General features: G+C 27.9%; 15 protein-coding genes. 6 read left to right on the top strand and 9 right to left on the bottom strand.

All coding sequences use genetic code 11. The features are described 5' to 3' along the window. The coding region (locus JWF52_RS13150; protein WP_208334003.1) for a hypothetical protein at window positions 1–299 on the bottom strand (299 nt) is incomplete at its 3' end. A 321-nt stretch (window positions 300–620) separates the two neighbouring features. Between JWF52_RS13150 and JWF52_RS13145 the strand changes: the two genes are divergently transcribed. The 6 genes from JWF52_RS13145 to JWF52_RS13120 all read left to right on the top strand — a co-directional run bounded on the left by JWF52_RS13145 (window position 621) and on the right by JWF52_RS13120 (window position 4222). Further along, window positions 621–1103, top strand: coding sequence for an RNA polymerase sigma factor (locus JWF52_RS13145; protein ID WP_208334002.1), 483 nt, complete (start codon window positions 621–623; stop codon window positions 1101–1103). Further along, window positions 1096–1866 (top strand): hypothetical protein, encoded by a 771-nt coding sequence (locus JWF52_RS13140; RefSeq protein ID WP_208334001.1) that lies wholly within the window; start codon window positions 1096–1098, stop codon window positions 1864–1866. Before JWF52_RS13145 ends, JWF52_RS13140 begins: the two co-directional genes overlap by 8 nt. A gap of 265 nt (window positions 1867–2131) precedes the next feature. After that, the gene (locus tag JWF52_RS13135; protein WP_208334000.1) at window positions 2132–2764 is read left to right on the top strand and encodes a VanZ family protein; all 633 of its coding nucleotides are present in this window, start codon (window positions 2132–2134) and stop codon (window positions 2762–2764) included. Window positions 2765–3361: 597 nt separating this feature from the next. Continuing rightward, window positions 3362–3763: a DUF2178 domain-containing protein gene (locus JWF52_RS13130; protein WP_208333999.1), complete on the top strand. Its 402-nt coding sequence runs from the start codon at window positions 3362–3364 to the stop codon at window positions 3761–3763. Between the two features lie 12 nt (window positions 3764–3775). Beyond that, complete coding sequence (locus tag JWF52_RS13125) at window positions 3776–3979, top strand: helix-turn-helix transcriptional regulator (RefSeq protein ID WP_208333998.1); 204 nt, start codon at window positions 3776–3778, stop codon at window positions 3977–3979. A 36-nt stretch (window positions 3980–4015) separates the two neighbouring features. Next, entirely contained in the window at window positions 4016–4222 is a 207-nt protein-coding gene (locus JWF52_RS13120; protein WP_208333997.1) for a hypothetical protein, read from the top strand. 50 nt (window positions 4223–4272) lie between these two features. On the opposite strand, the gene JWF52_RS13115 is transcribed toward JWF52_RS13120, so the two are convergent. The 8 genes from JWF52_RS13115 to JWF52_RS13080 form a co-directional block, all read right to left on the bottom strand. Continuing rightward, complete coding sequence (locus tag JWF52_RS13115; protein WP_208333996.1) at window positions 4273–5187, bottom strand: CPBP family intramembrane glutamic endopeptidase; 915 nt, start codon at window positions 5185–5187, stop codon at window positions 4273–4275. Window positions 5188–5270: 83 nt separating this feature from the next. Next, window positions 5271–6047, bottom strand: a complete 777-nt coding sequence (locus JWF52_RS13110; protein WP_208333995.1) for a sulfite exporter TauE/SafE family protein — start codon at window positions 6045–6047, stop codon at window positions 5271–5273. Window positions 6048–6190: 143 nt separating this feature from the next. Beyond that, window positions 6191–6931 carry an ECF transporter S component gene (locus JWF52_RS13105; RefSeq protein ID WP_208333994.1) on the bottom strand — a complete coding sequence of 247 codons (741 nt, stop codon included), beginning with the start codon at window positions 6929–6931 and terminating at the stop codon, window positions 6191–6193. Continuing rightward, complete coding sequence (locus JWF52_RS13100) at window positions 6886–8583, bottom strand: ABC transporter ATP-binding protein (protein WP_208333993.1); 1698 nt, start codon at window positions 8581–8583, stop codon at window positions 6886–6888. Before JWF52_RS13100 ends, JWF52_RS13105 begins: the two co-directional genes overlap by 46 nt. Continuing rightward, window positions 8556–9446: an energy-coupling factor transporter transmembrane component T gene (locus tag JWF52_RS13095; protein ID WP_208333992.1), complete on the bottom strand. Its 891-nt coding sequence runs from the start codon at window positions 9444–9446 to the stop codon at window positions 8556–8558. The genes JWF52_RS13100 and JWF52_RS13095 overlap by 28 nt, the downstream gene beginning before the upstream one ends. Further along, window positions 9447–10691, bottom strand: coding sequence for a DUF4430 domain-containing protein (locus JWF52_RS13090; protein ID WP_353654946.1), 1245 nt, complete (start codon window positions 10689–10691; stop codon window positions 9447–9449). Between the two features lie 18 nt (window positions 10692–10709). Further along, window positions 10710–11387, bottom strand: a complete 678-nt coding sequence (locus JWF52_RS13085) for a hypothetical protein (RefSeq protein ID WP_208333991.1) — start codon at window positions 11385–11387, stop codon at window positions 10710–10712. Between the two features lie 35 nt (window positions 11388–11422). Continuing rightward, a complete protein-coding gene (locus JWF52_RS13080) occupies window positions 11423–13090 on the bottom strand; it encodes a dockerin type I domain-containing protein (protein ID WP_208333990.1) in 1668 nt (555 codons plus the stop codon). Between the last annotated feature and the right edge of the window lie 107 nt (window positions 13091–13197).

Below are 13197 nucleotides of genomic sequence, written 5' to 3'. Positions count from 1 at the left end.
TTTTTATCTTCTTCAATAGATAAATTATACTCATGAGGCTCTTCATTAAATATTATATTAACAGATGAACTTGGCTTTAAATTTAAAGTATTGTCCTTAGATTGTTTTCTATTTATAGAAAATATAGAAGTTTTATTTTCGTAATCATAAGTACTCGGTTTAAGAATAACAGATTCATTATTATATTTAACCATTACGGTAGGCAATTTTGATGCATCTTTATAGTTATAAAAAATCATCATTGAAACAAATGCAAGTAAAATTACCACAAATATCATTAGTTTATTTCTTTTGGACATTTTGTTCTCCTTTTATTTTTATTAACTACTATTTTAACAGAAAAGAATTAAATGTAAAAATATGTAAATTAACATTTTAAATTTTTATTTATAGATATATATGTTATATTTTTACTTGTACCAATGATTTTAATATTATAGCTACTAATTATAAAACATTAAATCTTGAAAATAAAAAACTAAAGGCTATGGTCATATAGACCGTGGCCTTTAATTTTTAAATATTTTAAAATTAAATGAACCATTTTGCATCTATATACATCTAATTAGTGTAAGGCAAAGAAGTAGCGCTACAATTTGCATGGAAAGGTAGGAAGTTAGTTGAATAAAAATACATTTATAGAAAACGTTCTCGAGGCTGAACGTACTTTATATCATGTATCTAAATCAATTTTGGTTTATGATCAGGATTGTGAGGATGCTGTTCAGGGGGCAATTTTAAAAGCTTATGAGAAATTACATACATTAAAAGAAGAAAAATATTTTAAGACATGGTTAATTAGAATATTAATAAACGAATGTTATAACTTAAAGCGTAGAGAATACCCGAAACTACCCTATGAAGAATGCTTTGAGTTTGTAAAGGCTGATGATAAAAAAGATTATAGCGAATTATATTTGGCTATTAGAAAATTACCGCCACGCATTCGTATTACAATTATTCTTTATTATGTAGAGGGATACTCAGTAGAAGAAATTAAGCAGATTTTAAAAGTACCTTCTGGAACTGTAAAAAGTAGGTTAGCAAAGGGACGAAAGTTATTAAAAATAAAATTAGAAAACATGGAGGTAATTTATGAGTAATTATAATTGGAATAATGCCTTTCCAGATACACCTAAAAGTTTTAAAAATAAGGTAAGTGATACATTAAATAACTTACCAGATCAAGAGGAGAATAGTGAAATGGGAAATATAAAAATATATAAAAATGGATCTTTAAAGAAAAAGGTTATAATTGCATTAGCAGCTACTTTTGTATTAGGAACAACTGCATTTGCAGCAGGAAAATTATTCTCTACTGTAGGAATTTCAAGTAATATACCAACTTATACTGCAATACCTAAAGTGGAGCAAATAAATAATGATTTTGGATTTAATCCAAAATTAATTGATAAATTTGAAAATGGATATATCTTTGAAAATGGCTATACTGGAAATAATGAAGGATTTGACGAACAAGGTAATTCTGTAGGAAAAACAAAATCTCTTCATTTTGCCTATGCAAAAGGTAATAATAAATTAAACCTTTATATGGAAGGTCAGATGTTAGGTGAAAGATCTAAAGAGGAAGCTGTTGTTGATACTCATAATAGTATAGCTTTATATTATCATTCTTATGCTAATAAGCTTGTTCCAGAGGATTATAAAATGACAGAACAAGATAAAAAGGATGAGGCATCTGGTAAATATGTATTTAGTTTTGGATCTAAAGATATTGAAATTTCTAAAGTTCAATCTTTAAACTGGGAACAAAATGGAGTATACTACTCTTTTTTAGTAACAGATTCTGACTTATCACAAGATGAATTAGTTAAAATGGCTCATCAGATTATTAATTCAAAATAAAACTTAGCTTAACTAATTAGCTTTTTAAAGTATAAATTTTCAATTCAAATTTAATAAAAATAAATAAAAGAACTTATTTAAGTTCTTTTATTTATTTTTTGCTTTGTTAGTTTTCTTCGTTATTTATTGAACTAGCTTAAATCAATGTGCTTTACTTTCAAATTCAATGAATCTACTTTGTAATTTAAGAATACGTTGATATTATATAATTACCACTTCAGAATTATATAATATATAAAATTAATTTTAATTAGGAGGGGTTATAATGCAAATATTAGGACGTGATATTTTAATAAGCATGGCTATTATGATTATGATACTGATAATAAATGCCAAACATAAAAATAGAAGGGAAATTTCTTTATATAATACAGGGATTATGTTGTTTTCTTTGTCTATGGTTATTATATTTTCCTTAACGGGTATATCTCCAATGAGTGGATTTCATCTTGACATAAGAATTAATGAAGTATCTTTTATTCCATTTGAAGGTATTGTTGAAATGTTACGAGGTGGAATAACTACACATTCATTTATTAATATTATTGGAAATATTGCAATGTTTATGCCAATTGGTTTTTTGCTCCCGTTGATATACACTAAAGTAAACTCTTGTAAAAAAGCAGTAGTTATTGGATTTTGCACCTCACTGCTTATTGAATTATCACAGTTATTTTTAACTAGAGGAACTGATGTTGATGATTTAATACTTAATACTTTAGGAGCAACATTAGGATACTTGGCATTTACTATTTTTAAAAGTATATTTAATATATTTACTGAAAAAATTATTATGAAATCAAAGACTATACAAAATAAATTTATTTTACTATCAGGAATATTAATTCCATACATTGTAATTATCATATGTGGTTTCTATGATAGATATACATTTTAATTTGATTAAACCTTAAAAGATCTGAATCTTATTGTCTCCATTCGTTGACTTATCAGTTAGTATGAACTTTTCTATCATTTGGATGGCTTTTAGAAGTCCTATATTCAAAATCTTTAAAATATGAAGTACCTGTTTATTATATTTTAGGGTATAAAGACTGTCAAACACCTTATATTGTAGCTAAGGATTACTTTGATAAAATTAATATTCCTGATAAAAACTTGTACTTAATACCTGAAGCTGGACACATGACTATGCTAGATCATCCTAAATTATTTTTTGATTCTCTATTAAAAATTAACAATAGAAATAAAAAAATTACTACTTACTAGTTGATACTATTCTGTTTTACTTAAAAGAGCTTATACTAAATGTATAAGCTCTTTATATATTAATTTACATTTTATTAAATTTACCTTTTTTCTTTAGGATATATATAATATCTATCCCAACTAACACCCTCCCCTTGCTTCTTTACAAAATCTCATCCAGAAATTAATTATTGACAATTATTCTTGAACGTAGTAATATGAAATCAACTTCACATGAAGTAAACTTCATATGACGTTAATTTATTTTATATTAGGAGTGATTCATTTGAAAAATAAATTTTTAGAGCGTATGTTAGTATCACTTATGCTTATTATCATAGGTTGCATTGAAATAATTTTCAATGTATCAACAGGATTTGATTTTAGTTATTTAAATATATTCTTAGGTGCAATATTATTTATAGTCTCTATAGTTTCTTATATTAAATATCAAGCCAATGCCAAAGAGATAGATAAAGAACTATCAAAAGAATACGATGAGAGAGATGATTTAATAGATGGAAAAGTTGCTAAATTTACATTAAAAATTTTAGTAGGTCTAATTCTAATTGTTATGTTCATTTCTAACTTGGTTGTAATTTCAGCAAATAGTGCTCTAGCCATTATATTAGTATCTTTTATAATTACTGAAATGTTATCTAGAAAATACTATAACCACACGTTGTAATTAGGGGGATTAATGAAAAATAGAGTAAAGGAATTGAGATTAGAGCATGGAATAACACAACAAGAGCTCGCTGATAAAGTGTGTGTATCTTCAAGAACAATTATATCTTTAGAGAAACAAAGATATAATCCATCTGTTTTACTTGCATATAAAATAGCTTCAGTTTTTAATCTATCAATTGAAGAAGCTTTTATATTCGAAGACGATGATAAATAACAATGGAATAATACAATAAATGGAGGAATTTAAATTATGCAAATGTTAGCTATACTTTTTGGAGTTGTTTTTATACTATGGGGAATATATAGAATGAAAACAGATGATGGTTTGTTTGGAAAAACTCAGACAGATAAAAATATATTTAATCTAATATTAATGGGAGAAGCATCTGGATTAGGTCAATTCTTAGCTGGAGTACTATTTATAATTATAGCAATTGTCTCTTTTATAGTTAAATAATAAAAAAACAAGAGGAACTTTTACAGTTTACTTCCTCTTGTCCCTTTATATTATATATTACTAAATTTACCTTTATTATCTAGAACATATATGATTACTATTCCAGCTAATAATACAATAGTAGCTCCTAGCCCTGCTTCTGGTCCAAAAGAACCTCCAGATATAAAATCTTTTCCAATTAAGTTAAAATCAAATAAGCTTCCAACTTCAACATTTAATCCACTTACTTCGAATCCAAATAAATTACCTTGTGCAAAGTTCCACGCACTATGCATTCCACAAACAGCCCATAAATCATTAGTTTTTATAACATATAGCCCGTAAAATAATCCAACTAATATTATATTTATAATGGCAATGTAATTAACATTCGGATTACCTAGGTGTAATAATCCAAATAAAGTTGAAGATATAATAAGTCCTAAAGCTATATTGTATCTAGCTCCTAAAACATTCATAAGCCAACCTCTTGTAACTACTTCTTCAGTTCCACCTTGTATTATCCAACCTATTAATACTATTAATACTGGTAAAATCGCAGAAATTCCTACTGGCTGGTTAGGTTGTTTTTCAACAGTTACACATCCTAATAAAAATAGTATTGATACTACTATCCCCATCATAACCAAACCTATAATAAATCCTAAAGCATACTTTTTAAATGCATTGTTTTTATGAAAACCAATTGAAGATAATTTTCTTTTTTCTATCTTTGTTACTCTGAAAAAAACTAATAATGATATAAATGCAAAGCTTATAAGAGTAATTAATAAATATAGTAATTCTGGATTTAATCGAAAGTATGAAATCTTACCTAATCCTAAGAATATCGGTGCTATTCCAATTCCACCAATAATTGAACCTCCATACATAAATATTAATGCTAGTACTATAGCCCAAATAACATTAGGTAATTTTTTACTTTTCCTAGCTTCATCAACAAGAGTTTCTTTCTCCCTAAACATTAAATACCCCCTTTTTTATTACTAAAATTTATATATTTAAATTCTTATTGTAGCATAAGTTATATTAAAATATTTTAAGTATTTTACTTAATTATATTGTAAAAATTGAAGCACATTATGAGTATCATACAATATGTAAAAAGCTTCTTAACATCTTCCCTTTTCATACGTCTAGAAAAATCACTTCCTAAAAAACCTCCAAGTATTCCTCCAATTATCATATAAACTACAACTTCTAAATTATATACTAAAAATCCTTCATTAAGTAAAATAGTTATAAGCTTTGAACCTTGTGAGAAAAATATTATAAATATAGAATGAATAGCAGATGATTTTGTATCCATACCTAGTACATACATAAGCACAATTACATTAAGCGGTCCTCCACCTATCCCTAAGAAAGACGCAATAACTCCTAATATTAATCCTACTATAAAGCATATGCTAACACTCTCTATTTTAAATCCCTTTATTTTCCCTTCCTTACTATAAAGAATAATTACTGCAAGCATTAGTAAAAATAAAATTACAGATTGTATCTTTTGTGCTAATACATCATTATTTAATATATTTAAAAATACTTGAAATGCACTTTTTCCTATTACTCCACCTAATATAGATCCTATTGCTAGACTAATAGTTCTTTTTCCATCTAATTTAACTTTATTTTTTATACTTTTTCCTAGAGATACAACAGACATAGAAAAAACAGTAAAAGTAGATAAAACACCGATACTTGCAATATCATAATTACCTAAAATATCAAGAACTGGCTTTATTATAACTCCACCACCAAGACCTGATATCGCCCCTACTGTTGTTGATATTAAACCAACTAAAAAATATATTAACGAATTCATGTTTCTCCCCCCCCTAATATAAAACCACTCTCTCAATATAATTACTTAGCTAATTCTTCCAAAATACATACTTATTTTAATTTTAGCATATAAAAATACACCCATCTAGCTTAATAGTAAAATGGGTGTATTTTATATAATTTTTATGGTTCAATAAGACCATATTTAATTTTAATCCTATCAATCTTTTCTATCATTGGCTGAGATATTATAAGTAAAAAGAATACTGTAGCTATTGCATGGACTAAATCAAAAGGAAATCCCGATACATAAGTAGCTACAAGTGCCTCGAATGTAAAACTTGATGAAAACATTAACAATGCAGCTATATTAATTAACCCTCCATATATCAGTAATGTTGAAAGTCCTCCATATATACATAGTTGAAATATATCCTTTTTAAGTCTTCCCTTTTTAAATAAAATTCCTGCTAAAAATCCAATTATTCCAAAGCAAAACATCTGCCAAGGTGTCCACGGTCCTTGTCCAAAGAAAAAATTTGATACAAAACCTGAAACTGCTCCAACTAAAAAACCGGATTCTGCTCCCAAACACACTCCTGCAATAATTACAATAGCAACCACAGGCTTAAACTGTGGTAACATAAAAAATGCAGCTCTTCCCGCCACAGCGATTGCTGATAATACTGCAATTATAATTAGCTCTCTAGCTTGTGGCTTTCTATTTTCAAAAACCATAAAAAATGGAATCATAGTGTATATAATAATTAAAAAACTTATAAAATAATATTTTCTGTCATTTAAAAAAAATATACCGAAAAATATAGTTGCTGGTATAACTATCAAAATAAGTATTGTAGCTATAATTGTTCTTTTGCTTAACTTATTACTGTTTCTTTCACTTGATTTTGATTCATCTTGCATAAATTTATCACATCCTCACAAGTTACAGCATTTTCAAAAACTTGCCTACACATTCTATTTGCAACAGTTGTGTAGAAACTATTTCCTGAGAAAAATTTCTTTGGCGTATTTATTGTAACTATATTTCCATTAAAAAATAGAGCACATCTATGTGCATAACTAGCACAAAATTCAATATCATGTGATACCATAACTATAGTTACACCGGATAATAGTAATTTCTCTATGATTTTAGAAAGTTTTATTTTGAAACTAGCATCAATACCTTTAGTAGGCTCATCTAATATTAAAAGTTTTGGTTCTAATAGTAATACCTTTGCTAAAGCAGCTCTTTGTTGCTCTCCTCCACTTAGATCATATGGATGCATAGAAAGTAAATTTTCTATTTCCACAATTCTTGCTATATTTTTCACTTTTTCTTTTTTTTCATTTTTGCTTAATTTTTTTCTAGAAAGAATTTCATATAAATCTAGTTCTACAGTCTTCTTTACAAATAATGATTGTGGATCTTGAGGAAGTACAGCTATATTATTATTAAAAATTTCTTTATTACTTAATTTTCTTATATCCTTTCCAAATATCTCAATTTTTCCTCTATAAGGTTTATTGATTCCATTTATAAGAGATACTGTTGTACTTTTTCCAGTGCCATTCCCTCCTACAATACAATAAAATTCACCTACATTTATATCTAATGATAAATCCTTTATAACATCTTGAGAGTTTTTATCATATTTAAACCATATATCCTTCATTCTAATTGCATATTCATTACTTAAATTAATATCTTTTTCTTCTACTGCTGTACAAGTTATCTCGCTATTTTGTAGAAACTCATTTATCCATTGTCTACCCTCTTTTACATTTGTAGGATATTCTAAATAATTATTTACTTGAGATGCTATTTTAATAGGAGATGGCATTGCTGTAAATATTTCATGATTTAGTTTTCTTATTTTTTCTCCAACAATTTTTGGACTTTCTTTTGCTATAATTTCTCCATCATCCATTACCACTATTTTATCTGCCATAGTAAATACTTCCTCTAAATCATGCTCTGTCATAATTATGGTTATTCCCAACTCTGTATTGATTTTTTTTATTGTCTGTAAAAAATCACTAGCTGCAATTGGGTCTAATTGAGATGTGGGCTCATCTAATATTAAAACTGATGGTTGCATAGCCATTATAGATGCCAAATTTAAAAGTTGTTTTTGGCCACCAGATAACTCTGTTACATTTTTCATAAACCACGTTTGTATACCAAAGAAGCTAGCCATTTCTGCAACTCTAAGTCTTATAGTTTTATTATCATAGCCTAAACTTTCAAGACCAAAGGCTAATTCGTGCCAAACCTTATCCGTTACAATTTGATTTTCTGGACTTTGCAGTACATAACCAATTTCTGATGCTTGAGTTCTGGTATCTACTTTATTCAAAGGCTTTAAATTAAAATATATTTCACCATCTCTTTTTCCATGAGGAGTAAGTACAGTTTTTAAATGCCTTAATAAAGTACTCTTTCCGCATCCTGACTTCCCACATATAACTACAAATTCACCTTGATTTATAGTTAAATCAATATTTTTAAGTGCCTCTTTTTCTTTTAAAGGATATGTAAATGTTAATCCTCTAATTGTAAATGCTTCCATTTTATCTCCTCCTTAATGTCAAGAAATACTGGTACTAAGCATAGGCATAAATAAGATAAATAAACTACTACAGAAAAAGTTGTAATAGGATTTGATTTTATAGCTGGGAAAAATACTACTGTATTCTCACCTCTTAATGAACCTATAAATATTATAATTGTAAGTATTACCATAGTAATAAATGTAATCTTATCTCTATTATCAAACCTAAAATTAGAAAAGCTGGTTCTTCCTTTTAGACCATATCCCCTAGATTTCATAGAATCTGCCGTTTCTATAGCATTTTCTAAAGCCCACGTTGTCATTATTGATAATATTTTTATTCCATTCCTTGCCTTTTGTATTAGATTTCCGCTTGTAACATCTCTTCCTATACATTTTTGTGCATTAGAGATTTCCTTTATTTGTGCCTTATATGTTGGCACAAATCTTAGTACCATAGAAATAATAAGAGATAACCCTGGTATTACTCTTCCAAATAAATATATAAACTTATCTGAGCTCATCACGGCATTATAACAAGAAAACCATAAAATCACAGATATAAACATAACTGCTGCAGCTAATCCATATATAATGGATTCTAAAGTTAACGGATTTCCATTTTTAAAATATGTTAGTATAGTAACTCCAGCATGGCTAAAAGCCGGATTTATTAATGCTGAAAATATTAAAAGTGGTATCATATAAAGAATATTAAATTTAACTGCCTTTATACCATTTAAACTTACCGAATAAATAAATGAACTTATAAAAGAAATAACTAAAAATACTGGATGCATAAAAAACATGCTAAATAAAATTACTGTTGTAAAGTAATAAAAATTTACTATAGGATGAAATGATTTAAATGAATTTGACATTTACTCCTTCCCTCCCATCCACTCACATCCAACATCTCTACCTAAATCACATGTATAAACCCACTCTATTACATCACCATCTTTTAATTGGTATCTACTGCACCCGTAATTTGGATACCATCCATTTACCTTATACATCCATCCACTTAATTCTCCTCCATCAAATTCATATAAATTATTAATTCCTTCTATATAATTACTGTTGTATATAGGTGTCATTGAAAATTCCATATGAATTTTTTGCTCTTGAACTTCACGTAAAAGCACATCAAATACGGATTCATTTTTATAGAATTTAACCTTCTTAGTAGCATATATAACCCCATCATCAGGTATCATATCTCCTTTTCCATTGGAAATAGCTACTTTTCTATTTTCTGGCTTTAACAATGTGTCACACCTAATAGATAATGTACAATAACCTGCCACCTTACTTTTATCTACTTTATTACTAGCTTCATTCCATTCTATAGGTTTAGGTTTTCCTTCTGGAATTGGATCTGTTAGATATTTATCTTTGCCTCCTTCATTAGGTGTTCCTTTCTCTGTGTTTATTCCTAATTGCTCTTTAAGTAGTGAACTCTCTTCTTTTTTTTCAGATTGTGATTTTTTTGATTGTGATGTTTCAGATTGTGCTGTTTCACTATTACCATTTTTTTCATCCTTGTCTATAGCTTCTTGTTTAGGGTCGCTAGCTACTATGTAAAACTCTCCTAACCTATCTTTTACACTAAAATTTACTATTGTATTATCTGAGGTTTCTACTGTTGCACCATATACTTTTTTTACGGTCTTTTCTTGTTCATCATATTTATATATATCAGCTGATGAACATTTCCATTTTTTATTTAATGTTATTGATAAGGCCGTTTTTGATTTTAGTTCTTTAGATTCATTAAAACTAAATCCTTGAACAAGCTCTGATTTACTTTGTTTTTTTACTTCGTCTAAATTCTTATTAGTAGGATTTATCAGTAAATTTATATCTTCTGGCTCTTTTATATCACTTCCTATAAACATCCATTGATAAGTGAATTCATCATTTTTTCCATTAAACATAGCCATTTCTTTACTTTCCATTAATTGTGCAAATATAGAAGCGTCTACAATACCACTTTTAGGTATGTCATTATTTAATGATATCTTACTATCTTTTATAACCTCTTTTGAACCACAAGCCATTAGTGATAACATTAGAATTATAGTTAATAGGCTTGTTAATATTTTTTTTACTTTCCTCTTCACAATAAATTCCCCCAGTACCTAATCTTGAACTACTAATTCACAGTCATTAATCTTTAAAGTATTTCTTGAACTCGAAAGACTAGTGTTGTCTTTGTCTCCATTAATTGTTGCGAACACGACATCTTTAATATTCAAAGGATATGTTTCGCCTGGTTTTACCCCTTCTTTTAACTTAAATCCCAATCGTATAACTACATTTTTTGATTTGTTATCAAAACCGTCTTTATTGTAAGCAAATCTTCCCGCTGTCTTATCTAGGTACATTGTGTTAATTTGACCATTCATATTAGAAGCTTCTGTATCATATTCCCAATATGGAACACTGAAGTCTTTTCCATTAGATGATTTATCTCCATAGGCTTGCATTGTACCTTTTTTAACTCTTGTAAATTCTAATTTATCCTTATCAAAGTAAATAGAAATACTTGCCGCTGGATATATGTTAGATGGTAATGACGATAAGACAACATCTACGTCGAATTCTTCTTTATTATTGACATCTATTTTATTTGGCGGTATAAGATTAATAGATGGTACTTCTAAAACATTTGACTCTGTCTCACTTGAAATCATCCCCTTATTCTTATCTTTATATGCTTGTGTTACTATAGTTAAAATTCCTACTAAAGTTGTAATAATTACTAACAACCCTATAATTTTTTGTTTTTTAGAAGCATTCAATATCCTTTTTATCATGAGTCTCACCTCTTTATCTACTTTAAATTAAGACTTTATATGTTATTAAGCACGTTACATTCTTTTTGCTTTATATATCTTTCCATGATTCCAATCACATCTAAGTTATCGATTTTAGAATCTCCGTTGTTATCCATAGAAAGTATCACCTTATTACTTGGCACATCTATTTTCTCCAATACTGTTGAAATAGTATTTAATGCATCTTGAGCATTTACAATATTATCTCCATTAACATCCCCAAATGTGATATTTTCTGAGGTTGTATTCTTATTGAATTTGTATTTAGTTATGTCATTTAACTCTTCTAATTTTTCATCTTTATCAAATATACCTATATACGTTGCTACTTGATACTTATTTGATAATTCATTAGAATAATACATTAAAGTATTATTCTTAAATACAACTTGTGGAATAGCTCTTTCATTTGCAAATTGAACAATTACTGCCTTTTTTCCACTTAGAATCAAGTTATCTTCTTCTCCTGAATATAGTACCTTTGCAATAGCAGGAGCTCTGTTTTTGCTTATACTTTTACTTGTATTTTTATTTGTTGAATCTTTATTTATTAATGGTTTATTTGTTGATTGTATAGGATTTTTATTTATTGTTGAGCTGTTTATATTTTCCTCTTTATTTTCTGTTTTAGAGTCTTCTATTTCACCTGTATTTAAAGTTGATTTAGCATCTGTCATATCATAAAGCTTATTTTTACCTTTAACAAATCTATCGTATGCTACAATTGCATACATACCTTGATCAGTTGCCATGGCATCTAATTCTTTATCTAAAACGTGTTTAAATCCTCCACCTTCTATATAAAAATCCATTATTGAACTAATAGTCCATTTACCTTCAGATTTTATAAATCGATCATCTTTAGCAGGGTCTATTCCAAGTGCTGTAAGGGCTACTATTACTTGGGCTACACTTTCACTATTTGTTGTTCCCCAGCTAGAGTACCCTCCTGTTTCTAATTGCAAGTTCGATAAAACGTTAAGAGCTCTATCTATATATGGCTTTACCTTTTCTTTATTCTTATATTTAGCTAAAGATTGAAGTGCCATAGCAGTTATATCAGGATCTGGAATATCTCCTGTAAGTGCCCATCCCCCAGCTTCACTAGTTCCTTTTTTTATTTCTCTATCTAATATGTAATCAATAAGCATTTCTCTAGTAGTCTGAACTTTAACGTCTTTTGCAATCGGCATTTCATAATTATTTGTATCTAAGGCTATAAGAGCAAATATTGGCCCATTTATACCTTGCTTTATTACTTTATTAAAGTCTGCAAGTTTCTCTAAAAGATTATATCCACCTACATTTCTAACATCCTTACCTATAGAAGTTAAACCTAATATGACTCTTGAGTATTCTGTATATTTAACTTTATGTAAATTTCCATCACACTCTTTTAATGTTTTAACAACATTATCATAGTATTTATCATAGTAACTATTTGGAACTTTATATCCCGCTCTTGCTAATGAAAGTATAGTCCATTCCCCACTCAGTGTACCTACAGTCGGATTAGGAGTATTTTTATACATTAATGCTCCTGTTTTATCTATGGCCATTTCTATATTTGTGCTTGGGCTAACTAATGTCTTAGCAAGTAACTCTGGCGCATAAATAAAACATAAACTAATAGTAAGAACTACTGTAAATAATGTCTTTATTAGCCTATTTTTAGTTTTCAAAATTCTACTCCCCCTTATATCTTATTTTTATATTTTTCATAGCTTAAGATAAATTTCTTTAATCTAAAATATTAATCAATATTAATATTTTAGATTAAAGAAATTTA

It is taken from the genome of Clostridium sp. CCUG 7971, from assembly GCF_017590215.1.
Lineage (GTDB): Bacteria > Bacillota > Clostridia > Peptostreptococcales > Peptostreptococcaceae > Faecalimicrobium.
The sequence above is the reverse complement of the archived record's forward strand: the minus strand, read 5'-3'. Positions and strand labels throughout refer to the sequence as shown.

Excerpts from the sequence above, each read along its gene's own strand:
- JWF52_RS13110 (WP_208333995.1), bottom strand. The coding sequence starts at position 6,047 with ATGAATTCGTTAATATATTTTTTAGTTGGTTTAATATCAACAACAGTA.
- JWF52_RS13125 (WP_208333998.1), top strand. The coding sequence starts at position 3,776 with ATGAAAAATAGAGTAAAGGAATTGAGATTAGAGCATGGAATAACACAA.
- JWF52_RS13140 (WP_208334001.1), top strand. The coding sequence starts at position 1,096 with ATGAGTAATTATAATTGGAATAATGCCTTTCCAGATACACCTAAAAGT.
- JWF52_RS13100 (WP_208333993.1), bottom strand. The coding sequence starts at position 8,583 with ATGGAAGCATTTACAATTAGAGGATTAACATTTACATATCCTTTAAAA.
- JWF52_RS13095 (WP_208333992.1), bottom strand. The coding sequence starts at position 9,446 with ATGTCAAATTCATTTAAATCATTTCATCCTATAGTAAATTTTTATTAC.
- JWF52_RS13085 (WP_208333991.1), bottom strand. The coding sequence starts at position 11,387 with ATGATAAAAAGGATATTGAATGCTTCTAAAAAACAAAAAATTATAGGG.
- JWF52_RS13115 (WP_208333996.1), bottom strand. The coding sequence starts at position 5,187 with ATGTTTAGGGAGAAAGAAACTCTTGTTGATGAAGCTAGGAAAAGTAAA.
- JWF52_RS13135 (WP_208334000.1), top strand. The coding sequence starts at position 2,132 with ATGCAAATATTAGGACGTGATATTTTAATAAGCATGGCTATTATGATT.
- JWF52_RS13120 (WP_208333997.1), top strand. The coding sequence starts at position 4,016 with ATGCAAATGTTAGCTATACTTTTTGGAGTTGTTTTTATACTATGGGGA.
- JWF52_RS13105 (WP_208333994.1), bottom strand. The coding sequence starts at position 6,931 with ATGCAAGATGAATCAAAATCAAGTGAAAGAAACAGTAATAAGTTAAGC.